The 25162-nt window shown below is 52.7% G+C and carries 19 protein-coding genes; 2 read left to right on the forward strand and 17 right to left on the reverse strand.

What is annotated here, in order from left to right; genetic code table 11:
- Positions 1-15: 15 nt before the first annotated feature.
- The 5 genes from RB297_RS06960 to RB297_RS06980 form a co-directional block, all read right to left on the reverse strand.
- Complete coding sequence (locus RB297_RS06960) at positions 16-891, reverse strand: carbohydrate ABC transporter permease (protein ID WP_096774181.1); 876 nt, start codon at positions 889-891, stop codon at positions 16-18.
- A gap of 26 nt (positions 892-917) precedes the next feature.
- Complete coding sequence (locus RB297_RS06965) at positions 918-1820, reverse strand: ABC transporter permease (RefSeq protein ID WP_036660881.1); 903 nt, start codon at positions 1818-1820, stop codon at positions 918-920.
- Positions 1821-1904: 84 nt separating this feature from the next.
- Positions 1905-3530: an extracellular solute-binding protein gene (locus RB297_RS06970; protein WP_096774590.1), complete on the reverse strand. Its 1626-nt coding sequence runs from the start codon at positions 3528-3530 to the stop codon at positions 1905-1907.
- A gap of 440 nt (positions 3531-3970) precedes the next feature.
- A complete protein-coding gene (locus tag RB297_RS06975) occupies positions 3971-6277 on the reverse strand; it encodes a helix-turn-helix domain-containing protein (protein ID WP_255250514.1) in 2307 nt (768 codons plus the stop codon).
- Between the two features lie 199 nt (positions 6278-6476).
- Positions 6477-7526 carry a Gfo/Idh/MocA family protein gene (locus RB297_RS06980; protein ID WP_096774183.1) on the reverse strand — a complete coding sequence of 350 codons (1050 nt, stop codon included), beginning with the start codon at positions 7524-7526 and terminating at the stop codon, positions 6477-6479.
- A gap of 190 nt (positions 7527-7716) precedes the next feature.
- Between RB297_RS06980 and RB297_RS06985 the strand changes: the two genes are divergently transcribed.
- Positions 7717-8604: a helix-turn-helix transcriptional regulator gene (locus RB297_RS06985; protein WP_096774184.1), complete on the forward strand. Its 888-nt coding sequence runs from the start codon at positions 7717-7719 to the stop codon at positions 8602-8604.
- Between the two features lie 161 nt (positions 8605-8765).
- Here RB297_RS06985 and RB297_RS06990 read toward each other — a convergent pair whose 3' ends face one another.
- The 9 genes from RB297_RS06990 to RB297_RS07030 all read right to left on the reverse strand — a co-directional run bounded on the left by RB297_RS06990 (position 8766) and on the right by RB297_RS07030 (position 20918).
- Complete coding sequence (locus RB297_RS06990) at positions 8766-11135, reverse strand: DUF4962 domain-containing protein (RefSeq protein WP_096774185.1); 2370 nt, start codon at positions 11133-11135, stop codon at positions 8766-8768.
- Positions 11119-13353 (reverse strand): heparinase II/III domain-containing protein, encoded by a 2235-nt coding sequence (locus RB297_RS06995; protein ID WP_096774186.1) that lies wholly within the window; start codon positions 13351-13353, stop codon positions 11119-11121. Before RB297_RS06995 ends, RB297_RS06990 begins: the two co-directional genes overlap by 17 nt.
- A gap of 8 nt (positions 13354-13361) precedes the next feature.
- Positions 13362-14129 (reverse strand): SDR family NAD(P)-dependent oxidoreductase, encoded by a 768-nt coding sequence (locus tag RB297_RS07000; RefSeq protein ID WP_096774187.1) that lies wholly within the window; start codon positions 14127-14129, stop codon positions 13362-13364.
- Positions 14130-14144: 15 nt separating this feature from the next.
- The gene (locus RB297_RS07005; RefSeq protein ID WP_096774188.1) at positions 14145-16016 is read right to left on the reverse strand and encodes a cache domain-containing sensor histidine kinase; all 1872 of its coding nucleotides are present in this window, start codon (positions 16014-16016) and stop codon (positions 14145-14147) included.
- On the reverse strand, positions 16013-17062 hold the full coding sequence (locus RB297_RS07010) for a response regulator transcription factor (protein ID WP_096774189.1): 1050 nt from the start codon (positions 17060-17062) through the stop codon (positions 16013-16015). The genes RB297_RS07005 and RB297_RS07010 overlap by 4 nt, the downstream gene beginning before the upstream one ends.
- 110 nt (positions 17063-17172) lie before the next feature.
- Entirely contained in the window at positions 17173-18750 is a 1578-nt protein-coding gene (locus RB297_RS07015; protein WP_015735900.1) for an extracellular solute-binding protein, read from the reverse strand.
- 125 nt (positions 18751-18875) lie between these two features.
- A complete protein-coding gene (locus RB297_RS07020; RefSeq protein ID WP_036660892.1) occupies positions 18876-19748 on the reverse strand; it encodes a carbohydrate ABC transporter permease in 873 nt (290 codons plus the stop codon).
- Positions 19749-19766: 18 nt separating this feature from the next.
- On the reverse strand, positions 19767-20729 hold the full coding sequence (locus tag RB297_RS07025) for an ABC transporter permease (RefSeq protein ID WP_096774190.1): 963 nt from the start codon (positions 20727-20729) through the stop codon (positions 19767-19769).
- A gap of 6 nt (positions 20730-20735) precedes the next feature.
- Positions 20736-20918 carry a tautomerase family protein gene (locus RB297_RS07030; protein WP_009590941.1) on the reverse strand — a complete coding sequence of 61 codons (183 nt, stop codon included), beginning with the start codon at positions 20916-20918 and terminating at the stop codon, positions 20736-20738.
- A gap of 260 nt (positions 20919-21178) precedes the next feature.
- Between RB297_RS07030 and RB297_RS07035 the strand changes: the two genes are divergently transcribed.
- Positions 21179-22372, forward strand: coding sequence for a glycoside hydrolase family 88 protein (locus RB297_RS07035; RefSeq protein WP_375120121.1), 1194 nt, complete (start codon positions 21179-21181; stop codon positions 22370-22372).
- Between the two features lie 19 nt (positions 22373-22391).
- Here the strand turns inward: RB297_RS07035 and RB297_RS07040 are convergent, their stop codons facing one another.
- From RB297_RS07040 to RB297_RS07050, 3 genes are all read right to left on the reverse strand, one after another.
- Positions 22392-23477 (reverse strand): sensor histidine kinase, encoded by a 1086-nt coding sequence (locus RB297_RS07040; RefSeq protein WP_096774192.1) that lies wholly within the window; start codon positions 23475-23477, stop codon positions 22392-22394.
- The gene (locus RB297_RS07045; protein ID WP_036660898.1) at positions 23474-24166 is read right to left on the reverse strand and encodes a response regulator transcription factor; all 693 of its coding nucleotides are present in this window, start codon (positions 24164-24166) and stop codon (positions 23474-23476) included. Before RB297_RS07045 ends, RB297_RS07040 begins: the two co-directional genes overlap by 4 nt.
- A 160-nt stretch (positions 24167-24326) precedes the next feature.
- Positions 24327-25160, reverse strand: a complete 834-nt coding sequence (locus RB297_RS07050) for a sugar phosphate isomerase/epimerase family protein (protein WP_096774592.1) — start codon at positions 25158-25160, stop codon at positions 24327-24329.
- Between the last annotated feature and the right edge of the window lie 2 nt (positions 25161-25162).

The raw sequence follows: 25162 nt of genomic DNA on the forward strand, positions 1-25162 counted from the left end.
TAATATCCGTCATCCTTAACCCTTCACGGCACCCAGCATCACGCCGCTGACGAAGTAACGCTGCAGCCACGGGTACACAACAAGAATCGGCACCGTGGCAAATACGACGCTTGCCGCTTTCAGACTTTCCGTGGTTGCTCTGACACCGGCTGCCGGTCCCTCGTTGCGGGTCAAATCCGTAATCATATTGTTTTGTACCAGCTGATAAAGCTTCAGCTGCAGCGGATACAGCTCTTCCTTCGTAATATAGAGCAGCGTGTCCTGGAATCCGTTCCAGCGCCCGACCGCGTAGAACAGGCTCAGCGTCGCAATGACCGGCAAAGACAGCGGCAGAATGATTCGAAGCATCGTTCCGATTTGGCTCGTACCGTCGATCTCGGCCGCTTCCTCCAGACTTTCCGGAATTCCGTTGAAGAAGGAGATCAGGATAATCAGATAAAACGGACTGATCAGCCCCGGAAGAACAAGCGCCCAGATCGTATTCAGCAGGTTCAAGTCCTTCACGAGAATGTACTCCGGGATAATGCCCCCGCTGAAGAACATGGTCACAATGATGATAAACATAAACACTTTGCGGCCCTTCAGCTTCTTTTTCGTCAACGGGTAAGCGGCAATCATCGTCATGACCATGCACAGCACCGTCGTCAGCAGCGTCAGCATAATCGTAAAGCCGAGAGAACGGATCATGCTGGAATCCGAGAATACGGATTGATAAGCCTGAAGGCTGAACTCCACCGGAAACAACGTCACCTCGCCGGACGTTACCGCCCGGTTGGAGCTGAAAGAAATGGCGATAATATGGAAAAAAGGCGCCAGACAGAGAAGTACGAAAACCGCCAGCAGGATCATGTTTACGGAATCAAAAACGCGGCTCGACACACGCTCGCTCATGAGTGAATCTCCTTTCTGCAAAAACGTTAAATGATGGACTCGTCCGTCAGTTTTTTGGATGCATAGTTGGCGCCTAGGATAAAGACCAGCCCGACGACAGCCTGGAACAGGCCGACCACCGTTGCCAGGGTATACTGCCCGGATTCCAGCCCCGTCCGGTACACATAGGTACTCAGCACGTCGGAATAATCCATGACCGCTTTATTGCCGATGACAAACGGACGGTCAAAGCCGATCGAGATCATATTGCCGAGGTTGATGATGAGGAGCGTCACAATCGTCGTTTTCAGGCCCGGCAGCGTGATATGCCAGATGCGCTTGAATCTGCCCGCTCCGTCCACCTCCGCCGCTTCAAACAGCTCCTTGTTGATGCCGGTCAAGGCAGCCAGATAGAGGATGGTTCCCCAACCGGCGCTCTGCCACACCCCCGTCGCGAGGTACGTAATGAGCCACGTGTTTTTTTCGGTTAGAAAAGGTACCGATTCAAAACCGAGCGCCATTAGCATGTTGTTGATCATCCCGGATTGCGTGCCGAACACCTGGTATACGATGCCGCCTATGATAACCCATGAAATGAAATGGGGAATATACAATATCGTTTGGGACAAACGTTTAAACCACTGGATTCTAAGTTCATGAAGCATGATGGCGAGAATCAAGGGCGCCGGAAATGATACCACAAGGTCCAGCAGGTTGAGCATCAGCGTATTGCGGAGGGTTTTATAAAAATCCTGGGTCTGGAAAACTTCGCGAAAAGCATCCAGTCCAATCCATTCACTTCCGGTGATTCCTTGGAAGAAGTTGAAGTCCTTAAAGGCGATCTGTACGCCCCACATCGGGCCGTATTTGAAAATAATGAAATAGACCAAAGGCAGAACAAGCAGTGCGTATAATTGCCAGTACCGGCGCAGGTAAACGGTTCCTCTCATCTGTATCATCCTCTCCTTGTCCATGACGCCGGGAGCGAAGGAACGGCCTCTTGAAGAAGCCGTCCTTTCCTTTTTCCCGCTGGTTTACTCAGGTTGCATTTCCTGATAAACTTTGGTCCGCTCATCAAGAATCGCCTGGCCGCCGCTGACCATGTAATCCTTCATGGTCGCTTCAAATGTTTTCTCGAAATCTTCCGGTTTCGCCATGGCCGTCTTCACGATCATCTCTTCGTATTTGGCCTGCAGGTTCGTGCCGTATTTCGCCTCAGCCTCGATCGGACGGTCGAAATTGACCGGCTTAAACGTATCCGTTGCCGAGATTTCCACGGCCTTGCGATGCAGATCCTGGAACTTTTCCGGGAAGTTGGTTGTCAGTTTCTCCCGGTTCTGCGTTTCGTCGCCTACAAAATTACCGTTGGCGATAATGGCAATGTCGCCGCTGTTGTAAAGTCGGTCAATCACCTCTTGAGGGGCGTCGGTCTTCATGACGGGAATGCCGTCCACCATTTCGTAGTTTTCGCCTTCCACGCCGTTTTGCAGCGCCAGCAGATTGTCCGGGTCGGCCATCCAATTCAGGTATTTGATCGCTTCTTCAGCATGTTGGCTTGTTTTCGGAATCATGATGTACATGCCGTTTGGAGCGTATTCCGGCTTCGCATGCTTGCCTTCGGAGTTGGTGAATGGATCAATCGGCGTAAGCTTGGCGTCCGGCTGGTTTTTGAGGAGCGTATCATAGGTGCCGTCGGCGTAGTACATGTTCGGATAATCCTCCGTCAGGAAGCCCGTAAGACCGTTGGTCACGTCCTGGGTCAACTGCTTCTTGTCTTCGTCCAAACTGAAGTCGCGGCTGATCAGCCCTTCGTTGTAAAGCTTGTTGAAAAATTGCAGCGCATCCTTAAAGCCCGGAAGCAGCGTCGGATAGTCGTTGGCTCCGAGCTTTTGCAGCAGCGTATACTTCTGCTCTTCCGTAGTCGGCTGAATAAAGGACCAGATCAGCGGATCATATTGAGCCGGTTCGATCGTCATGCCGAAGGGAATCACCTTGCCGCCGGTTTCGCCCGGATCCTTTTCTTTAAAAGCTTTCAAAACCGCGTACAGCTCATCGGTCGTTTGAGGCACCTCCATGCCGAGCTTTTCCAGCCAATCGGCGCGGATAAAGGAAGAATACTTGCCAAGGAAGGCCCGTTTGCCGGGAACGGCGAACTGTTTGCCCATGTACTGGCCGTAACTCATCGCGTCCTCATCGAGGAATTCCTTCAGATTCGGACCGTGCTCGTTGATCAAATCCGTCAGTTCCGTCAGCCCGCCCTGCTCCGCGTAGCGGTTGAAGGTCGGCGTGTCATACGTAAATACGATATCCGGCACATTGCCGCCGCTGGCCATGAGAACGTTCAGCTTCTTGATCTCCTCGGAACGGGGGACCGGTACGAATTCCATCTTAATGTTGTTAGGGGTTCCAAAGTTGTCCTGGATATATCGGGTAAGATAACTGTCGGTGATGGTATAAGGCTTCGGTGTATTGCCGCGGTCAAAAATTTCGACCTTCAGCGTAACCTGCTTGCCGTCATTGGAGCCGGAATCCCCGCCCGAAGCATTGGTGCTGCTGCCAGAGCCTGAGGAGCACCCGGATAATACGACCGTTCCGACCATCAACATGACCAGCGTGAGCTTTGCGAGCTTGCCCCATTTTTTCTTGCTTGCTGCCATCATTACATCCCCTTTTCTATTTGGATTATGTCCCTGCCGATTTGCGCCGATCTTATTCATGATAGAAAGCTGCGGATTCATCCGAATTGCTTCGGATCCCATAATGTAAGCGCTTAACCTCTCGGGTGTTCTCAGTATGCCTCAAGGGCAAGCGGATGACAATAAACCAAATTCCAAACGCGAGAACCCGCTTCGTTACAAGGTTTCAACGTAGAGAAATGACGATTTTCGTTATCTAAACCGTTTTCTAATCATGACTTTAATGCTTGATATATCCGGAGTTTGTTCCGTTTGCAGAACCCTTCCACATAACCCGCTGCATTCGGTACGCATACCGACATTCTCCAGAAAATGCGAAACGGGTGCTGCTTCCGGCCGGAAACTTCTGCACCCGTTTCTGGATAAACTATAATCATAAACCGTTTTCGTTATCGAAGCGCTTTCTAGGATCCGAGCTCCGTCCCCGGTGCAGGCTTCATTTGCAGCTTTCGGTAGTCGCCCGGCGTCACACCCGACGTCCGTTTGAACACCCGCCCGAAGGTAATGGAGTTGGCGTATCCAATCTTCTCCGCAATTTCCTGTATCGAGAGGTCGGTCTGCGCCAGAAGCTCCTCCGCCCGCTTCATGCGCAGCTGTACGAGGAAATCCACGAATTTCATATCGTATTCCATCTTAAACAGATAGCTTGCATATTTTCCGGAAATCTGAAAACGGTCGCTCAGATGCTTCAGGGACAAATTCGGATCGTCGAAATGCTCTTCTATATAGTGCTTCATCTCGCTGATCATGGCACGGTAGCTCTTGGTTTCGCTAAGCGCAACATAGGTGCGGTAAATTTCCGTCAACTGATCGGTGATCCTGCTCTGCAGCTCCTCTAAGGTTGCGGCTCCAGCCAGTACATGCTCCCTGCCCTCCGACAGCTGGTTCCTCAGCTCGTCGGATAACACACCGACCTCCCGGGCCAGCAGCTGAAGCATGCTGTTGACCAGAGAACGGATCGTATCGTCCTTCAGACGCTCTGCCTTGAATGAAACAAACATGTCCTTCAGACGGGTTCTCCAGCCTTCATTATTTAATCGGAAGTCCTTGACCAGCTCCGAGATTTCATTCAGATAAGGAAGCAGGCGGCTTAAATCTCCCTGGGGCAGCTCGTCCCCGACCAGCACGGCATGATCGCCCATCGCCAGCCTGTGGCCGAGCGCCTCGGAGGCTGATTGGTGCGAAGCGCCTATTTCATGCAGCCCGGCAACCGTGCTGCCCAGCCCGAACCTCACCGACAAACGAAGCTTTTCCTCGACCCAGCTCCGACATTCCTCAGCTGCGCGGATCAGGGAAGCACGCGTCTCCTCCTTCATCTCTGGAAGCGCGATCAGAATGCCTACGCGGCTGCCGGCGATCCATTCTAGCCAGCTGTTGAAGCCGGCATTGCGTGCAAGCTCCTGGAACACGTTCATCAAGGCAAACTTCAGCACGTTCTGGTCGCGGACGGTATGAACATCCTGAAAACCGCTGTAATCGTTGATTTCACCGAGCAGGATGACGTAACCCGCCGGCTGTTCCGGCAGCTTCATCGGAATCAGCTCTGCCATCCGGGACAGCAGTTCCTCTTCGGGCTTCTGCCCGCTGATCAGGTCCATGAACAGCTGGCTGCGCTGAAGCTGGAGATTCTCGTGCCGCTTTTTGTCATAGTCCATGGACCGGCTGATCAGGCTTTCAAGCGCACTATCGATCATGGAAAGCTCATCCTTGGCGGCCTGGGGCATGTTGAGCTGAATGGACTCGATGCGGTTCATCATGGCTTTGATCGGCTGATAATTCCGCCTGGTAACATAGACGATATAAATAACGGCAAGCACCACGGTTACGAAGCCGATCACGATCCAGATGTAGGACACGACCGACACCCAAGCATAGAGCTGCCCGACCCGGAGACCGCTTTCAAAAGTCCATCCCAGCTGATCCGATTGCAGCGTCGTCAGCACCTTGCCTTCTTTGGCCCGCTTATCCTCTCCGATTTGGGATGCTTCAAATATGAGATCTCCGCTGGAGTCCAAAATATTCAAAAAGGAAACGCTGTCATTTATCATCGGATTGATCATCTGCTCCACCCGGTACATGCTTACGTTAATGACGAGCAGCCCTTGGCTTCCGAAGGGAAGCGGCAAATTTTTATACATGGAGATGACCTGCTTCGGCTCGTTCTCCCCGAGTCCCGTCATGGATCGAACGGCGGACCACCCCCGGTAGTCGTGCTCTTTCACGGCAAACTCGATATAAGAACGGTCCGGAAAAGTCGAGAGCGGGCTTTGGCCGCTGGTGGTCAGCACCGACTGATCCGAATGACGGTATAAATAGACCGATTCGATCAGGTCGCTGCCCGATTGTAACCCGCGGAGACGTTTGACAAGCGAGTACATCAAATTTTGGTCGGATGACGGGTTGCTGAACAAATAGCTTGAGTATAGGGCACTCGTTTCCGCTTCGTTCAGCACGTTCATCTCGATGGCGTTGATGGAACGATCCAGATCTTCCATAATAAAACGCGTGGAAATTCCGTTCGCTTTGGCTGCCTCTTCGCGCGAGGCCTCATTAAACATGATGAATGAAAGAAACACCAGGATCGTAATCGTGATGAGGAATATGGGAAAATAGGAGAGAAGCAGCTTGCGGTACCAGTTTTGCTGCAAAGAAGTCATTCCTTTCTCTTCCAGGTTAAGCGTTTTACTTATGCTTGTGCTATATTGTAGCATGTCCGTGTCCCTCCCTGGAAGAGGGCTGTCTTCGAAAGACGGACGCTGATAAAGCTATGAAATGAGGACATCCATTGTTACAATAAAAAAAGCCGCGATTATCGCGACTTCTTCTATGCTTATGTTCACGCCCCGCACGTAACTGCAAAGCTATTCGAGCTCAGAGGCAGGATACGTTTCGAGTACTCCTCAGCCAAGGTTAAACGCCCATTCCGTTCATGAACTCCGAAATCATGATTTTCCGTCCGGTCTTGGCGCTTTCCAATGCAGCCAGCACCATCGCCATGCTGTATACGTTGTCGCTGCAGTCGGTTTCCGGCTTGATGCCGGCTTCCAGTGCGTGAAACATATTTTCCAGACAGCCATGATGCCCCGTCTTCCCCATGGCTGGCAGCGTGCCTTCAATCCGCTCATACTTCCGAATGAAGCTTCCCGATTGATCCCCTTCCGCCACGACCTCCGCATAGATCTCGTCATGTCCGTCCCAGATTGCCGTTCCCCTCTCACCCGTGACGCGCCAGGCGGCTTCCCAGGAGGTTTGAGCGCCTTCGGCACACCAGGACCCGCGGTAATTGAACACGGAGCCGTCCGACATTTCATAGATGCATATCGCCATCGCATTGCCGGCGTACCAGGAACCGGGCGGGTTGAACTCCTGACAATATACGGATACCGGATCGGCTCCGCTGATCATGCGGGCCTGATCGAAGGTGTGAATGGCCATATCTAGCAGCAGGGGACTGTCCATCAGGTCCCGAAATCCGCCGAAATGCGCGCCAAGAAAGAAATCGGCCCCTATGAAACCGGGCTTTCCGATCGCTCCGCTATCGATCAAAGACTTGAAAGCACGTATTCGCGGATCAAATCGGCGGTTTTGCATGACGGCATGGGTTCTGCCAGCAGACTCCGCCAGCTTCACGATATCCAGACATTCCGTCATCGATTCCGCTAACGGTTTTTCGCTGAATACATGACACCCGTGCTTCAGCGCAGCCGTGCTAATCCCATAGTGGCTGGCGGGAATGGTCACATCGAATACGATATTCGCACCGCTTGAAGCAAGTGCATCGTTAATATTGTCATACGTCGGACAGGAAAGACCGTGCCGATCGGCAAATGCCTTCGCGAAAGTCTCCTGAATGTCCACGAGACCCACGATTTCAACGTCCTCCCGCCCTTTGGCATAATCCGCCCAAGTATTCGCCATGCTCCCGCATCCCGCGATAACAACTTTAAACGCCGTGGTCATATTTCCATTACTCCCCCTGAATACGTCATCGTTTGATTAACCGCTTTCAAATCATCGCCTAGTGGTTGTAATCATTCCGATATTGGCTTAATGTAGATGAAGCAACTTCATTATAATGGCGAGACACAACAATATCTCTATACAACCTTGTGCAATACCACTCTTATCTTGCGGTTCGAGGTGAATTCGTATGTCCTATCCTAGAGAGCTTCATGAGAATACCAGGCTTGGCGATAAGGCGTATCCCGTACAGGTATTTCATAACTTCTGTCCCGGTGCCAAAACGAAGGATTGCATCCTCTATCTCCACTGGCATGAGCACTTTGAGATCCTATGCATGCGCCAAGGGCGCGCCGTGTTCCATATTGATACCACCCCATATGACGTTAAGGCTGGAGAGTTCATCATCATCCCGGGCGGCAGTCTGCATGTGGGTTATGCCCTCGAGGATGGCGATGTGCGGTTTGATTGCGTCGTGGTGAATGCATCCCTGTTCAACGATTCTCTTCATGATCCGGTTCACTCGCGTTATGTCGCTCCATATATGGAAGGCCGGCTGCGTTTTCCCGTCAAGCCTGCGGAGAGTGACCCGGCTGGCGCAGATTGCTATCCGCTGCTGGATGAAGTCATTGAAGAGCTTGCCGTCCGCCGTCCGGCTTATGAGCTCATTGCCAAGTCGAAGCTGTACACCCTGTTCGTGCTGCTGGCGCGCACGTTCATGCCCACACAGCTCGCGGAGAAAACGAACGAGCCTTATTTTGCGAATCGGGAGCGTTATAAAAAGCTGATACAGCATATCGAGAACAACATCGGCGAGAAATTGCCGGTGGAGGCCGCCGCTGCGGAAGTCGGTTTGAATCCGTTTCATTTTTGCAAAATGTTCAAGCGTTTAACGGGCCGCACCTTCGTGGATTACGTCAACCTGACCCGGATGAATGAAGCGGAACGGCTGCTTCGCGAACGGACGTTGACCATCACGGAAATTGCCGGCATCGTCGGCTGCAGCAACCCGAATTATTTTACCAAGCTGTATAAACAGTACAAGGGCATGACGCCTTCCCAGGCAAGGATGGTATAAAGCTGCAAGTTGATCCTGATTGCTTAGCTGTTATTTCAAGCTGCTCCCTGCTCGATGATAAATTGGCACCATGCATCCTATATAATAAAAGACTCAACTCCAGCAAAGGCTGCTGTATGTTGAGTCTTTTGGCATTCGTTATCGCATCGGCGAAGCCCCACTTAATACGCCTTGGGCACCTCCACTTTCCTGGTATTCCCGTCTTCGTTCGTGAAATAGATATGAACCCCATGGTCCTGATCGTCCAGAAAATACGAGACGTATTTACTCTCATCCACCTTCATCGGCACCAGGAGAGTCGCGATGCGATGGCTTGAAGCTGACTTCGTCTCCGCATGCAGATGCCACTGATTATCCAGCCCTTCGATCTCTTCGGGATCGACGCCGGTGAATTGATTATGCTGATTCAGCGATAGATCGCCTGAGGAGCAGTACACGAATCGCCCCTCCATCTCCGCTTTGCTGCCCATCACTCGGAACGTCTGCCCCGACAGCTTCATCCGGTTCAAGGCATGGAACAGCCACTCGATGCTGGCTGGCTTGGCGAGGTCCACCGTATCCACGATCACAACATAAGATTCGTCGAAGAAATAGATTTCGCGCACATAACGCTCCAGGTAGGGGACATTCTCCCGATAGGCCTGCGTTGCGTTCATGCGGGCGTACCCCAAGCCTGCTGCAGCGTCGACTTGCTCCACCCTGCCGCTGGCCTCGATGCAGAGAACCTTGTCTTTTCCCGCATACTGACCATGGCCATCGATAAGAATATTGTTCGTGGAGCGCGTCTGCCTACGCCAGTTCATATGCATCGTGCTGCCGAAGGCGATATAGTACCCGCTCTGGATAGCCAGCGGCTCGCCGTATGCGTGCAGCAGGAAGCCGTTCTGGTCACCGTGACTGTGGCTCATCGAGCCGTATCGGCTGCTCTTCGCAAGCAGCATGATATGTTCATCCGGATCATCCATCCGGTGATGCATTGCCACCCAGTCAATATCGCGGAACCATTTGACGGATTGAATGGCCCCTTCATTGGGTTCCGAAGCGTCCGATAAGGCAAAGGGAACGGTATCCGATGGAGGAACGGCTTCCACCTGAGGAAAGTCATGCCGATACAGCATATCGTCAAACCGGAAATCCCACCAGCCGTAATTATAAAATTTGGAGTCGGCATCCGTATCCGATTTGGCCACTTGTTCGAAATACCATTGATACAGCCCGTTTCCTGTAATGCCTGCAAACTGGCGAATATTGAAGGCCGTCTTCAGGCTGACCGGTTCTCCGAGGTAGGACTGGTCGCCGAAGCTGGCCCGAATCGTATCCGGACTGCTGCAATATAGCGGAAAATCGCCGGTGCGCCTGAAAAACGGACGTTTATAAAAATCGATCGCTACGTAATTGCGGATGAGATTGAGCGCATCGATCACGAATGCCATGCCGGTTGTCCAATAGAGCGGCCCTTCCGCCCAGCCCCCGTCCTCTCCGCCCCATGGGGAGTAGAGGCAGGCGTAGTATTCCAGCGTGTAATCCAGCCATACCCGCGCGCTTGCTTCTTCATGAAGCATGGCGATGCAGGCGGGGACCAGAACCGAGGATAACGAACGAACCGCATGGCTGTCGTAAGGGACATGATGGATCTTCGAGCGCTCCATCACATGGAAGGCCACCTGCTCGGTACGGCGCAGCAAGGCGCCCCTGACGAGATCAATCTCCTCAGCGCCGAGGTAATCGTGAAGCCAGTCGTACCCCCAGGCAAGCGCCCCGACCATGCGGAAAGCGGCTTCATCGTTGTAATCGCGGGACGTTGTTCCCTCCGTATCCCAACGGGCCGCGTGGAGCAGCCACGTTTTCGCTTTGGCTATCAAAGCGTCATCCTGCAATATAACTCCTGCCACGCTTAAATGCCGGACGGCATAGAGCGTTTCCTGGCAATCCATGTACATTTGTCGCCACAGCTTCGCGACGCGCTTGTTGCCCGGATAACGCTCCGGTTCCGGGATTAGCGGCTTATTCACCCATGGAAGGACCGATCTCTCGTAAAAGGCCTGCCAGCCGCAGTAATTTTCATCCTTGCGGAGACCTTCCCGGAACGCCTCAATCCCCTTTTCGTCCAACCATAACCGCGGATGACCGGTATGCGTGCGTTCGTACCTTTCCGCTCTGCCGGGCAGGGGAGTCTCGGGCAGCCCCGCCGGGACATGAAACATTCGGGATTGGCTCCAAGAAGAACGGTTATGCTCCAAGTCCGCGGTATCCTCGACTTGCTCACCGGTCAGCAAGGCATAGCGCCAATAATAAGTACCCGGCTCCAGCGGTCGATCCGGAGTGTATAAGTTATAGGGAATCGGCGATATCGTCGTCGTGGCCCCCGTTTCATACGAGGGTGAAGTCGAGATCTGCAGCATATAACGGTCGTCCTCAAGCTGTCCCGGCATCCAGGTGAAACGGGGAGGATTCTCCAGAAGCTTACTCCCTTCGTCCGGTTGATACGGCACGGACAATAATCCGCTTTTCGGTTCAAACAAGGTTTTCATCGAGCACCCTCTCCTTCAACCCGTTGTTGGTCATTGTAAAGCTTCTTGTCGTCCTCCCATCCGACAGATGGAGCCAATCCCCGTCCGCAGCATGCGTCCATCCCAAGGATATCGGCTCATTTCCGGCACGATAAACGACGATGAAGCGGGCTTTCGAATCCAAACGGTGAAGCCGGATTCCTTCCATGGGACGGCTGGGATCGTCAGCAAGCCCAGGCGATTCCACTCGTGAGCATACCGTTCCTTCAAAGGTGGCAAAGGATGCTACCGCAAGCGCTCCTGACTCGTTAGCGATATGAAGGTCAACCTGCATACCGTCTCTGGACCATACGTTAGAGGAGCGCTCTTTTACGTATGCGCGTCCGTCCTCGTTTCCCGGTTCCGCCGACCCGCTGTACTGAACCTCATCCGAAGCTTGGCGAAGCTGCCCTGTGCCGACGTAATGAAACCACCAATCCACGGCGGCCGGTTCATCCAATTCCACTTCGAACCAATCGAGCAGCCAATCTTCCGCCATGATCAAATGCCGGTCCAGAACGCCATGATCGTAGGCCTCATCGGCCCGAACCCAAATATAGGAACGGTTTGGAGCGGATTCATACCGCATGCATTTGCCTTCGGCCGGATTCTGCGAGCGGCCGCCTACGGAGACGGTGTTATGGCAGGCAGTATGGGGGTACCATTCCTTTTTCAGAACCGATCCATAAGGTACAGTTCCACGATCTGGCGAAAGAGGCTGATCCCCGGCATGAATCATCAGATTCAATTTATCAAAGTGACCATGCGATCCGCCATGGGGGCCAAAATCAATCAGCGCTTGAAGGCCTTGGGGATCGTTCGACCTTAACAGGGCGAACCCGCTGTGAGGAAGAAAAACGGAATTAGGCGATTCGCCGTCCGCATGGTTTAAGGTACCGCCTGCGATCCCCCCCGCTTCATGAGCTGTCAGATCACGATCTGCTTGCATAGCTTCTCCCGGTCTTGGGACCTCACGGGTGACCTGTACTTCGATAATATCCCCCGTTTCCCATATCCCGCCCGATTTCAACATACGGGAGTTCCTCATGCCTGGAGCGGCCATTTCGTTTCGGCCATCCCAAGATCCCGTGCCGTACAGCAGTGCCTCCAGCATGCCGATTCTGCCGGCTTCTCCGTTCAGTTCCCGATATGCATGGCCAAGCAATCGTCGATAGCTCTTATCCCCATACACGGATAAGCCGATCTCCGCAACTTCAGCAATTTCTCGCGCGAATGGTGCCCTGCGATAAGGACCGTCGTGAAGTGCAGGCAGGAAGCCGTTTGGGTCTGACAATCGAACCAGGACCGATAACATTCCCTGCATGCATTGGCCTTGCTCCCCTCTCAGGGAAAAAAGCTCTTCACCAACCCTGCTCCCCATTTCCGCAGCAATCAGGTAAGCACGGAGCACGAATACGTGATAGTAAATGCTGCCTTCAAATTCAAGCTGATCTGGCTTGACGGCAATGGTGAGATGATGGCGCAGCCCGCCTTCCTGCTCAACCAGCTGCTTCAGCTTCTTCGTTTCGCCTTGCACCGCATAGATACAGAACAAAGCGGCGATCAGCCAAGCGGTATAGTTGTTCTCAGGATTTCCGCGTTCCCGGGACAAAATATGATGATATTCCGTCATGCTGCTCTCCAGCATGTGCAGGAACCGGTCAATCTTCCGAAGGTCCGCCTCATCAAACCATACGCCCTCATCCCGCAGAAGCAGATATCCACGAAGAAGCGTCGTTGCCCAGATGGCTTCGGTTAAAGCTTGATGGAATGCCCTCCCTTTCAGCATCCATGGCTGCGCATCCGGGTGGACAGGATACAGCGGAAATTGCTCCGCATACCGAACGATCAGCCGTTTTCCAAGATCGGCGTAAACCTTCTCCCCCGTGCCCGCATAGACGGCGGCGGATTGCAGAGCATACCGTGCCATGGCCTGATGCTTGAATACCAGCCATGCTCCCCGATACGGTTCTCCTCCCCATTCGCAGCCATACGGACAGCGAAAGGTGCTGGAGTCGTCTTCCAGAGAATCAAACAACAGCTCCGTATGATGTTCGGGACAAACGAATTGGTGCCACCAGCCGCCGGGCTCGAGGGGAACATCCAGTTTCCGGTCCATTACTTGGTCCAGCTCGGCCTTCAGAATATCGATCGTTTGCACGCCCCACGCATACGAGTTCAGCTTCGCCTTCACCTTCATCCCATCCCTCATCGCATGAACATGCCGCCGTTGATTTCGATCGTCTCACCCGTTATATAAGAAGACAGGTCCGAAACGAGAAACAGCACGGAGCCGGCGACATCGTCCGGCGTGCCCTCTCGCCCAAGCGGAATGCCCTGAATGGTAGCTTTGCGCGCATCATCCGGGGTAAAGGTCGCGTGAAACGCCGTTTGCCCGATAAAGCCCGGGGATACGGCATTCACGTTAATTCCGCTTGAAGCGAGCTCCTTCGCCAAGCCTTTGGTAAAACTCAGGACGGCAGCCTTGCTCGCTGCATAAATGCTGGCGCCCGGTCCGCCGCCGTTGTGCGCAGCAACGGAGGTCATGTTCACGATGCGGCCTCGACCGGCCGCTTTCATCCCCGAAATGACGGCTTTGCTCACGAATACCGTGCTTTTCATATTGACGTCCATGATCTTGGCGTAGAGCTCCTCGGTCATTTCCGCATTGGCCAGCCGCTGGACCAAATGCCCCGCATTGTTAACCAGAATCGTTACCGGTCCGCCAAACGCCTTTTCCACTTCCGCCACAAGCGCCTCCGCCTGTTCTGCTTGCGCAACGTCTGCGCGAAAAGCGTGGGCTTCGCCGCCAAAATCTCGGATCTCGGCAACGGCCTCTTCGGCAGCCTCCTTGCTGTTCAGATAATTCAGCGCTACCTTGGCTCCGCTTCTCGCCAGCATGATGGCAACCGCCCGACCGATTCCTCCGCTAGATCCTGTGACTAAAGCGACGTTACCCGATAGATTTATTTGCATGTTGATCCCTCCTGATTAGGTTTGCAGCTGTTTCAGCCTGTTTTCTTGCTCACGCATTCTTTCCATTCGCGGCATCGTCATGACGATGCTTGTGCCTTGACTCGGCGAACTATGAACCGTTATCCCGTACGCTTCGCCGTAAACCATCTGTATTCGCCGATGGACGTTCACGATGCCGATGCCGCCTCCGCGCCGGGCGCGTTTCCCCTCTTCATCATCGACCAGGCGGTTTTCCTCGAGCCTTTTGCGCAGTTTATGAAGCTTATGGTCCGCAATGCCTGCCCCGTTGTCCTCGACAATGACCAGCAAATTGTCTCCGTCGACTCTCGTATCAATCCGAATGTAATGCCACGCCTCGATTCCTTCCGGAAAGGCATGCTGGAAAATATTCTCCACAATCGGCTGCAGGGAGAGCCTGACCATCTTCTCCAACAGGAGCTCGGGCGGCGTTGCCACCTCGATCTCAAAATCGCGCCCGATCCGATGCTTCAAGATCATCATGTAATGCCGCACATGGTTCAGCTCGTTGGCAATCGTGATTTCCTCCAGATTGGTCTGAATGGAATATCGAAGCATGAAAGCCATGGCCTCCACCATGTCCGAAATTTCGTCCGAATCCTGAACGATCGCGTAACAGTTGATCGTTTCCAGCGTGTTGTACAAAAAATGCGGATTGATCTGCAATTGAAGCGCCTGAAACTCGGCACGCTGGCGCTCCAGCTGGATGTCCTGCAGCTCCAGCTGCGTCTTCTGGTTGTGGAGCTCCGTGTCGTATACCTGCTCGATCATGTCGGACAACCGGCTGACCATGAGATTGTAGCTGTGGATCAAACCCCCGATTTCATCCTCGCGCGGTTTCACGTCGGTGATGTGCGTCCAGTTCCCCTTCTCCGTCTGCCTCATCCCGTTCTTTAAATTGCGGATCGGATTCACGATCGATTTCCCGAATCTGTATGCCAGAACGAGCGCAATGAACAAGGTGACAAAGCCTACGATAATGGTGGTGGAGCGGATGCCCGAAATCGGCGCCCGGAGCTCATCCAGCGGCATCATAATGACGAGGCTCCAGCCCGAATATTCGGACTGGCGCGAGATGATCATCGCTTTCTCGCCTAATACCGGTTCAATGAAGCGATGATCGCCCTTGGCGATAATGCGCTTCGGCAGGTCCGTGGTCGTGATGCCCTCCATATCCACGTGCTCTGGTGCGTAAACGACCTCGCCTTCACGATCCAGGATGAAAAAGAAACCCTGTTCCCCGAGGTCGACGCCATTCCATAAACCCGACAGCTGATCTTCATTGAATTCTACTGCAAGCACGCCTTTGACGTCGTAGGAATTCATTCCACGGATTTTGCGGGCAACCGTAATGACGTTGTCGCGATCCTGTTCCAGCAGGCTGGTCTTCAAGATGACGATCTCCCCGTTCCCCGGCGTCTTCTCCGTCAATTCACGAAGTCGGTCCGACGGATCGATCGACATGGCGGAGAAATTCTGGTTCTGATCGAAAATCGACCGGCCATGGAACCCCAGAATGTACATCATATGGGTCTGCGTGGGGTATTGAATGAAAATCTTCTGAAAGACATCCTTTCGGATGAGATGGGTGAACCGGTAATGCTCGTAGCTGTCGCTGGGGTCCATATCCAAAAATCGCTTCACCGAATCCTGCAGCAAAATCGTATTGCTGATCCGCTCGAACATTTTCAGCTGATTATCCGTTTGCCTTGCGGCGTTCGTGATGACGGTGGTCATATACTTCTCGACCTGCTCGTCGATCGCTTCGGATGATTTCATATAGAAGAATACGCCGACCGTGGTAAGCGAGAACATCACGACGATGAAGAAGTACAGGAAGATTTGACGGGACAGGCTCTTTCGCATCATTCGATCCCCAGCATCTCCCGGTATTCGGAAGGGGTGTACCCGGTGACCTTCTTAAAGGTTTTGGTAAAATGGGGATGATCCGCATACCCCACTTCGAACGAAATGTCCGTAATTTTATAATGCGGAATGGCAAGGAGCTTCTTCGCCTTCTCCATTCGTTTCTTGATCCGGTAATGGACAAAGGTCTCGTCCGTCATCTGCTTGAACAGCTGGCTGAAATAGGACGGGTTGAGTCCAAGCATGTCGGCCACCTCATCCAGCGAGAGATCGCGGGACAAGTTGCGCTCGATATAGGCTTTCGCTTCCTCTACGGGCTCCTTCGCATTTCCTTTTCTCTTCTCGCGTATGAGTTTCACCGTCTGATTCACGGCCAGACGAAATCTCTCAAAATAATGATGGTTCCCTCCGGGCGCAGGCCCCGATATTCCCGTCATGCGTTCGAACGAATATACGTCCCTGCCGTTTAACTGCTTGATCAATTTCGCGTACAGCTCATCCAGCAGCTCCTGAAGCTGGACCGATTCGAACCGGCGCTCATTGCAATAATCCTCGATTTCCTGCAGCTTCATCTGGATATCGTTCATTTGCAAATGCCATACGGCCAGCTCGAGCTGCTCCAGCCAATCCTCCAGCTTGGAAAGCGGAAAATAGAACCGCTGCTTCTCCTGCATGGATTTTCGATCCGCCATCAATTTGTTCATGGTGTTATGTACCACCGATTTGGTCACGGGCTTGAGCAGATATTCCCTAACCCCATACGACATGCATTTCTGGGCGTATTCGAAATCGCCGTAACCGGAGATGACAACGACCGTGATATCGCCGTATGCTTCATATAACTGCTTGCTTAACTCCAGGCCGTCCATCTTGGGCATCTTGATATCCGTAAATATGAAGTCCGGTCGTGCCGTCTGGATCGCTTCCAATGCTTCCATGCCGTTTCCGGCCGTTTCTGCTTGAATCATGGCCGGATCCGTCTGCGTGATCAGTTTCGCCAAGCCCATCCTTATCATAGGTTCATCATCAACGACCAGAATGCGGTACATCACCCATTCCCCTTTCAAACCAGCGAGAGTAGTTTAGCTTTAGCAAGATACTCCTCTGCTTAGGCAAGCAGAGGAGTCATTCATCAACACTATACTAAAACATGCCCCGCCTATTCGAAAGCGTTTTCTTTTTCGTTGTATCGTTTTGTGGCTTCCTCAATAATCTCTTTACCGCCCTTGGACAGATACTCCTCGAGCACCTTGCCGTAGTTATCGATCGGCTCCCTGCCGTATACCATGCGAAGCACATGCTCCAGAATCAGCGGGGGCAGTTCATCCGACTTCGGATTCAGCTCCGGATATTTCACCATCGCCTCCAGTCTCGGGTCGAATTCTATTCCGCGGCGGCCCTCAGTCGATAACATGTTATCAAAAGCATCAATCAGCTCTTTGCCGGAATCGGACAATTCGGACACGCGTTTGTTGTACGTTGTGTCCTGCACCAGCCACAGCCAGTAGTTCAAATAACGCATCTTATCCGCGCCTGCAGCGTCCGTCGGCACCTCGAAGACCGGCTTTCCGTCGGTTACCTGATAATCCTCGCCCTCGATGCCGAAGCTGAAGAACAATTCCGCGTCCTCACTGACCATCCAGTTGAAGAACTTCACGATATCCTCCGCTTTGTCCTTCGCCTTCGCGTTGATGAAGAAGGAACGCGTGACCGGATTATAATGGGCATATCCCCCTTTACCGTCAGGTCCTACAGGCGAAGGAATCAGCGCCACTTTCGCGTCCGGCACATTCTCCTTCAGCTGGGTTCCCCAGATCGGAAGCTCGTTGGCATTCATAGACCACATGCCGGCTTTGCCGCTCGTGACGATGGATTTGAAATCCGCGCTTTCAATGGTCGCGAATTCCTTGCTGATCAATCCTTCCTCATGCATCGTCTTATAGATCTGAATGGCCTGCTTCATATTTTCTTCGTCAAAAAAGGTGGGCTTTACTTGCCCGTCCGGGAATACCTTGAATTGGTTCAGGTAACCCAGCACGTCATAGGCGCCGAAGAAGGTATCGGCATATTTGAAATTCTGACGTCCCGCATAAGGCTGCTCCACACCGGCTTCCTTGAACGCGCGCAGAACCTCCATCGTCTCTTCCACCGTCGTCGGGATCTCCTTGCCTACCTTTTCCAGCAGGTCGGTCCGAATCCACGTGGCCCGTCTGGACGGATTGGACAGGATTTCGGGAATCCCGTAAATATTGCCCGTCTTGGAATCCGTCATCCGCTTCCAGGCTTCCTCGGGGATAAACTTGAGCAGGTCCTGTCCGTGCTCCTGCAGCAGGTCGTTGAGCGGAAGAAAGACTCCGTTCTCCACGGCACCCGCCAGCTCGGGACCGCTGATTCCGCCAGTGCCCTGCACCACATCCGGTATATCGTTCGTTGCGAACATCTGCACCATTTTATCCTGATATTCGTTATGCGGAATGAGGCGGATATCGAGGTCCGTATTCGTCATTTTCTCTAGCTCCAGCACGTACTTATCCTTGTTGATATCCGGATTCTTCTCAACGTAGGAAACGTTAAGCGTCCGCATCGAAATGGAAAATTTCGTGGCTCCCGCTTCATTCCCGCCTTGGCCGTCGCCCCCGGCGTTGGCTCCTCCGCCTCCGCCATTATTGCCCGCACAGCCGACGAGCATGGCCAGCACAAGACCTGACGTAAGCGCACGTGTCCAGCTTTTTCTCATGAATACCCCTCTTTTCAAGCTAATATAGTCGCTTATAATAGCGCTTTCAAACTTATTATCAGTATAGAGAGCCGTCTGGGCGGGAACAAGGAATGTCTTTGGCTCGGTTTGTCGTTTTTTTAGGGCTATTCTTTGATCGACCCGATCATCATCCCGTGAATGAAGAAGCGCTGCAGAAACGGATACAAGAGAATGATGGGCAGCGTGGCTACCAGAATAACCGCCATCTGAATGCCCTGCACGGACTGGGAGCTTGCTTCGAACGCCATGTTGCCCGTATCGGTCAGGCCCTCGTTCACCAAAAGTTCCCTCAATTTTACCTGGAGCGGATACTTGCTGCGGTCATTGATATAGTAAAGGGCATCCATATATTTGTTCCAATTCGTTACGGAATAGAAAATCCCTACCGTCGCCAGCGCCGGCTTGGATAACGGAAGCACGATGCTCCATAAAGTACGGACCTCGCTGCATCCGTCGATTCGGGACGAATCGATCAGTTCGCCCGGAATTTGGGTGAAAAACGTGCGAAGCACAAACAGGTTGAATGCGCTGATCGCCGATGGCAGCATCAAGGACCACAGCGTGTTGACGAGATTCAGTTCGCGCATCAGAATGAATTGCGGGATGAGCGGCGCCGTAAAAATCATGGTCAATAAGATGATAATCATGATGGTTTTCCTGCCGACGTATTCGGGCCTGGAGAGCGGGTACGCCAGCGAAGCGGTTGCTGCCAGATTGATGAAGGTTCCGAATATCGTAATATAGACGCTGATCCCGAACGCCCTCCAGATGGAAACATCGTTGAATACATGCTTGTAGTATGCAAAGGTAAATTCCACCGGCCAGAACATCACTTCTCCGCGATCGATAGCGCCCGGGCTGCTGAACGACTGGGCAATGACATTGAGAAAAGGGAGCAGCATGGTGAGTGCAAGAAAAGTAAGGATGATATAGTTCAATACAAGAAACATTTTTCTGCCTGCACTGTCATATTTCACGTTGGTGGTCACTCCCCTCTAATACAGCGACTCGCCGGTCGCTTTCTTGCTGATGGTGTTTGCAATGGTGATCAGGAACAAGCCGACAACGGACTTGAACACCCCGATGGCGGTGGCATAACTGTACTGAAGCTGCTGCAAGCCGGCTTTGTAAATATATGTGTCCAAAATTTCGCTGGACTGGATGTTAAGCGGGTTCTGAAACACGAATACGCGTTCAAACCCGTAATCCATGAAATCCCCGATCTTGAGCAGGAACAGGATCGTTATCACGGGAAGCAGCGCTGGCAGGGTAATGCTTAGGGTCTGGCGCCATCTCCCCGCTCCGTCGATTTCGGAGGCTTCGTAGAGATCCGGATTGATGCCTGCGAGCGCCGCCAGATAGATGATGGTTCCCCAGCCGACATCTCTCCATAATCCGGAGCCCACCAATACCGTTCGAATGTAGGAATCTTCGCCTAGGAAATAGATCGGTTCGATGCCGAACCACCCGAGCACCACGTTCACGATCCCCGATGATGGGGACAGGATGCCCACAAAGATACCGCTTACAATAACCCATGACAGAAAATGCGGCGCATAGAATATCGTCTGGACAATTTTCTTGTAAACGACCTGGCGAACCTCGTTCAGCAATAAAGCCAGGACGATGGGGGCCGTAAAAGCAAACAGAATGTCATATGTCCCCAGCAGAAGCGTATTGCGCAGAATTTTCAGAAAATCATAGTGCTGGAACATTCGCCCAAAGTGTTCAAGGCCCACCCAGGGACTTCCCGTTACGCCCGCAAACAAATTGTAGTTCTGGAATGCGATCACGGAGCCCATTAACGGAACATATTTGAACAATGCGAAGAACAGCAGTCCCGGCAGCGATATGAAGTACAGCGCCCTGTATTTCCACATGAATCCGAGCAGCTTTCTCCGTTTATCAAGCCTTCCGTCCAGAATCGGGCTTACCGCTGCTTTGTTTGGCTCGGCCATCTGTCATCACCTCTTGTTTCTCAAATGGGCCGGTGCGTTGTCATCTATCGGAATTTCGTCAAACCGGATGCTGATAAATTCAGGCTCCCGGTCAATGATCCGCGACAGCTCCTTTGTAAAAACGTCAACGATTTCGTTCTTCTGCTCATCCGTGCGTCCTTCGTACATTTTAATCGTAATTTGCGGCATCGGCTGATCGCCTCCTTAGGAAATGGATGTGATGAATATCCTTATCCTATAAGTTTTCATGACCGGGCAGCAATGGAGGAAGATCGGTTCCTTTGTGTTTTTTTTAGGTGGATCGGCGGCTTGTGTTTTTTTAAGCTCGGCTTGTGATTTCAACAGTTTTTAAACGGCTGGTCTAGAAATTCGAAGCGTTCTGTGGAACAATGGTTCAAAGCAGATGCCAACACGGGCCGCTCGATGCCATCAGTTATGGGAGGTAAGCGATGAACGGACAAGTGAAGGAAGAGGTAACGACCTATGCGTCGTTATGGGGAAAACTCGAAAAGAAAGTAACGCGCATGACGGGTCAGCTCCAAGGCAAAGTTCCCCATGCCACAAAGAACGGGATCTATGATTCCACCCGGATCGATTGGTGGACCTCCGGTTTTTGGCCGGGGATGCTTTGGATGATGTATGATATGACCAACAAGCCGCAGTATAAGGAAAGGGCTTGGGAATGGGATATTCGGCTTGAAGAGGCGCTGATCGAAGACAGTAACTTTCATCACGATGTAGGCTTTCAATTTCTGCCGACGGCCGTCATCAAATATAAACTGACCGGCGATCCGGATGCCCGGCGGAGAGCATTGTTGGCGGCTACCCTGCTCGCAGGAAGGTATAACCCCGTCGGCAGATTCATTCGCGCTTGGAATCAGGTGAAGCCTACCTCGTGGAACCACGGAAACGAAGGCTGGTCCATCATCGATTCCACCATGAATCTCTCCCTCTTGTTCTGGGCTTCCGAGGAGAGCGGCGATCCGAGATTCGCTCATATCGCCAGAGAGCAGGCCAATACGGTTGCTGAACATTTCATTAGACCCGACGGCTCGGTTCGGCACATCTGCCGGTTTGACCCGTTGACGGGAGAATATATGGAATCGCTCGGCGGGCAAGGCTTTGGACCGGAATCGGCCTGGAGCCGGGGAGCAGCCTGGGCTTTGCACGGGATGGCGAACACCTATCGGTATACCGGCGATATTCGGTATCTCGACGCTGCCAAGCGAGTCGCTCATTTCTTCGTGGCTTCCCTTGAGGAAGATTCCATTCCGCTTTGGGATTTTCGGGCGGAGCGCAAGGATATGGAATCCCCCGATCATGACGGGACGGAAACATCCCCAATGGCACCGGTGCCAAGGGATACATCCGCGGCATCCTGCGCCGCATCCGGGCTGCTTGAAATCGCGGACCTCGTCCCGCAAGCCGAAAGCGCTCTGTACCGCAGCAGCGCCTTGCGTATCATCGACTCTTTGACGAACCGTTACGCCGAATGGGATGACCCGGATTATGAAGGCATACTGAAAGAAGCCACAGGGCATCTGCCTGCCGGACAAAATATAAACGTCTCGCTCATCTATGGCGATTATTATTATGTTGAGAGCGCAGCCAAGCTAATGGGATGGAAAAACCGGATCTTCTGATCCGGTTTTTTTGTCGCGTTTATTTATTCTTTTTCGGAATCCGAATAAAGAAGCAGCTACCGCCAACATGCTCATCTCCGCTTTCGGCCCACACGTGACCGCCATGAGCGGAAACCAACTGCTTGACGATGGCCAGGCCCATTCCGCTTCCGCCGCTTAACCGATTCCTCGACTTATCGCCCCGATACAGCCTTTCGAATATATACGGCAGATCGGATTGGGAGATGCCCTGTCCCGAATCCCGAATCCGAATCAGGGCATCGGCCCCTTCGTCCACGAGATCGGCTTGCACCGTACCGCCGGACGGGGTGTAGTGCAAGGCATTGCTTAACACATTGATCAGAATCTGATGCATCCGGTCTGGATCCACCTCGACTGCGATCGAAGAACTGCCGGCATATTGCAAACTCACTTCTTTTTCATGATACATCGCCTTCGCCAACGTGACGGCTCTCTCCATAATATGGCTCAGATCCTGCTCGGACCGGGACAGCTGAAACTCCGGGGATTCCATATCGTGCAGCTCCTCCAGCTCCGTGACGAGCTGAATCAAACGGTCGATTTCATCCAAGCAGGTGCGGAAACGGTCTGCAGTCGGCTCCCATACTCCGTCCTCGAGTGCACGGGTGTGACTCTTTAAGGTGGTTAGCGGCGTTCGGAGCTCATGCGCGATATCCTGCGTCATGTTCCTGCGAAGCTGCTCCTGTTTCTGCAGCTGTACTGCAAGCTCATTCAGCGAAGCACCAAGCCCCGCAATTTCATCGTACCCTCCGGCTGCCACGCGGACATCCCAATCTCCTTGCGTCATCATTTCTGCCGCCCGCTTCATCTGGACGAGGGGAGCCGATATCCTTCTTGCTACATAGATTCCTATTATGGAGGCTATGGCAATCGATAACAGGCAGGTTAAGATAATCGATTGCATCTGCGCCTGCTCCAAATGGTAGTTCAGCTCATCCATTCCGCTGTGTCCGCTGGACTGCTGCTGGTACATCGCGATATGGTAATGGTTCGTCACGATGTTGATCACGGTAAACACGATCAGGATCCCTGCCGTGATGCTGATAATGATGGCGGCGAGCCTCAGGTCTAGGCGATGCTTCAAGCCCCGTCACCTCCGAAGCGATAGCCGAATCCGTAAACGGTGAGGATATATTTCGGCTGCTTTGGGTCGGATTCAATCTTTTGACGCAGATTCTTTATATGCTGATCGATGATGCGGATGTCTCCGATAAAATCGTAGCCTAATACCCGGTCAACCAGTTCCTCGCGAGAGAAGTTCCGCTGCGGGTATTTGGCCAACAGCAGCAGCAGTTTATATTCGCTCGGCGTCAAATTCACGATTTGTCCATGGCTGGTGACCTCATGCTTCATGGAATGGATGACCAATGCGCCTTCATCATATACAATGACGTCCGCGAGCAGCTTGCTGTCATCCCCCCGCCTCAAAACAGCCTTGACCCTTGCCACGACTTCCCGAGGGTCGAACGGCTTCACGATGTAATCATCGGCTCCGATCGCAAATCCGCCGATCCGGCTGCTCTGAGCCACCTTAGCCGTTAACATCACGATGGGGACCGAGCTAAACGTTCGAATTTCCTTGCATATCCGTTCACCGTCCATATCCGGCAGCATGAGGTCCAATAGGACAAGGTCCACGGCTTGTCCTCGCAGGCAATCGAATGCCTCGGCACCGTTCGCCGCTTCCAGCGTCAAGTAACGTTCTTTGTTCAAATAAGATACAAGAACTTCTCGAATATTCGGTTCATCATCCACGATTAATATGGTTTTCATTCCGGTATCTCCTTATAGAATCCTTCATCAGTACAAGTCAACTGTAACATAAGTCTCCATTGTAACTGAAACTTGTGAAGATTCCATGAGGATGAATAAGATGGTCCATGAAGCCCATGAGATTGTTGGGCTTCATGGTATACTAATGCATTTCGTTTTATCACGTGGCATTTATAAGAGACTTCAGATAAGAGACGCTTTGCGGCACCTGGCTTTCATGCAAGCCATGAAGAATCAGCGGCCCGTTAAAACGATAAGCGCGCAGGAGCTGAATGTATGCTTCATAATCCAGTTCTCCGGTACCGGCAGCCCTGTACCGGAATCCATCTACAGTCGAATAATCCTTGGCATGAGCGATAATAACATGTTCACCGAGCAGTGACAGCGCTTGATCTACTACCTCTGTCAAAGCCTTTCCGTCGTTCGGGTTGAACAAATTCGCTGCATCCAGTACCACCTTCAACCGCGGAGTACGCATCGTATCCAGCAGCTGTCTGGCTTTAACGGCATCGCTGATCACATTGGCCGGCTCCGGTTCAACGGCCAGCTTGAGCCCGAATTCCTCTGCTATATTCACCAGTGCCTGCATGGTGATCAGCAGATCATCCCATGCTTCCGGCGAATCGTTGTCCGGATGTCTTCTCCACATATCGATTGGATCCCTCGTCCCTGTGCACAGGGTAATGACCGACGTCCCCATGAAATGGCACATCGCTGCCAAATGGCGAAACCGAAGAATGTCATGCTGCCGTTTCTCCTGATCGGGGTGGATCATATTAAAGGTCCCGGATACGGCCGCCATATGAAGATGCCGATTCTCGCACGCAGCTTGTATATGTGCCGCGGTCCCTAGATCGACGGCCTCCGGCAGCGACGGAAGAGCGGCGCAGGTAAGATTGAACTGGATGACCTCCAATCCGGTTGCTATGACAGCGTCCAAGTTTTCTTCCAGTGTCGGCCTCTCAAACGTCTTGGAGAATATGCCCAATTTCATCA

The organism is Paenibacillus sp. CR_12, from assembly GCF_041953985.1.
Lineage (GTDB): Bacteria > Bacillota > Bacilli > Paenibacillales > Paenibacillaceae > Paenibacillus_AQ > Paenibacillus_AQ lautus_A.

Coding starts and splice junctions, on each gene's coding strand:
- RB297_RS06960 (WP_096774181.1), bottom strand. CDS start 891: ATGAGCGAGCGTGTGTCGAGCCGCGTTTTTGATTCCGTAAACATGATC.
- RB297_RS06965 (WP_036660881.1), bottom strand. CDS start 1,820: ATGAGAGGAACCGTTTACCTGCGCCGGTACTGGCAATTATACGCACTG.
- RB297_RS06970 (WP_096774590.1), bottom strand. CDS start 3,530: ATGATGGCAGCAAGCAAGAAAAAATGGGGCAAGCTCGCAAAGCTCACG.
- RB297_RS06975 (WP_255250514.1), bottom strand. CDS start 6,277: ATGCTACAATATAGCACAAGCATAAGTAAAACGCTTAACCTGGAAGAG.
- RB297_RS06980 (WP_096774183.1), bottom strand. CDS start 7,526: ATGACCACGGCGTTTAAAGTTGTTATCGCGGGATGCGGGAGCATGGCG.
- RB297_RS06985 (WP_096774184.1), top strand. CDS start 7,717: ATGTCCTATCCTAGAGAGCTTCATGAGAATACCAGGCTTGGCGATAAG.
- RB297_RS06990 (WP_096774185.1), bottom strand. CDS start 11,135: ATGAAAACCTTGTTTGAACCGAAAAGCGGATTATTGTCCGTGCCGTAT.
- RB297_RS06995 (WP_096774186.1), bottom strand. CDS start 13,353: ATGAAGGTGAAGGCGAAGCTGAACTCGTATGCGTGGGGCGTGCAAACG.
- RB297_RS07000 (WP_096774187.1), bottom strand. CDS start 14,129: ATGCAAATAAATCTATCGGGTAACGTCGCTTTAGTCACAGGATCTAGC.
- RB297_RS07005 (WP_096774188.1), bottom strand. CDS start 16,016: ATGATGCGAAAGAGCCTGTCCCGTCAAATCTTCCTGTACTTCTTCATC.
- RB297_RS07010 (WP_096774189.1), bottom strand. CDS start 17,062: ATGTACCGCATTCTGGTCGTTGATGATGAACCTATGATAAGGATGGGC.
- RB297_RS07015 (WP_015735900.1), bottom strand. CDS start 18,750: ATGAGAAAAAGCTGGACACGTGCGCTTACGTCAGGTCTTGTGCTGGCC.
- RB297_RS07025 (WP_096774190.1), bottom strand. CDS start 20,729: ATGGCCGAGCCAAACAAAGCAGCGGTAAGCCCGATTCTGGACGGAAGG.
- RB297_RS07030 (WP_009590941.1), bottom strand. CDS start 20,918: ATGCCGCAAATTACGATTAAAATGTACGAAGGACGCACGGATGAGCAG.
- RB297_RS07035 (WP_375120121.1), top strand. CDS start 21,179: ATGAACGGACAAGTGAAGGAAGAGGTAACGACCTATGCGTCGTTATGG.
- RB297_RS07045 (WP_036660898.1), bottom strand. CDS start 24,166: ATGAAAACCATATTAATCGTGGATGATGAACCGAATATTCGAGAAGTT.
- RB297_RS07050 (WP_096774592.1), bottom strand. CDS start 25,160: ATGAAATTGGGCATATTCTCCAAGACGTTTGAGAGGCCGACACTGGAA.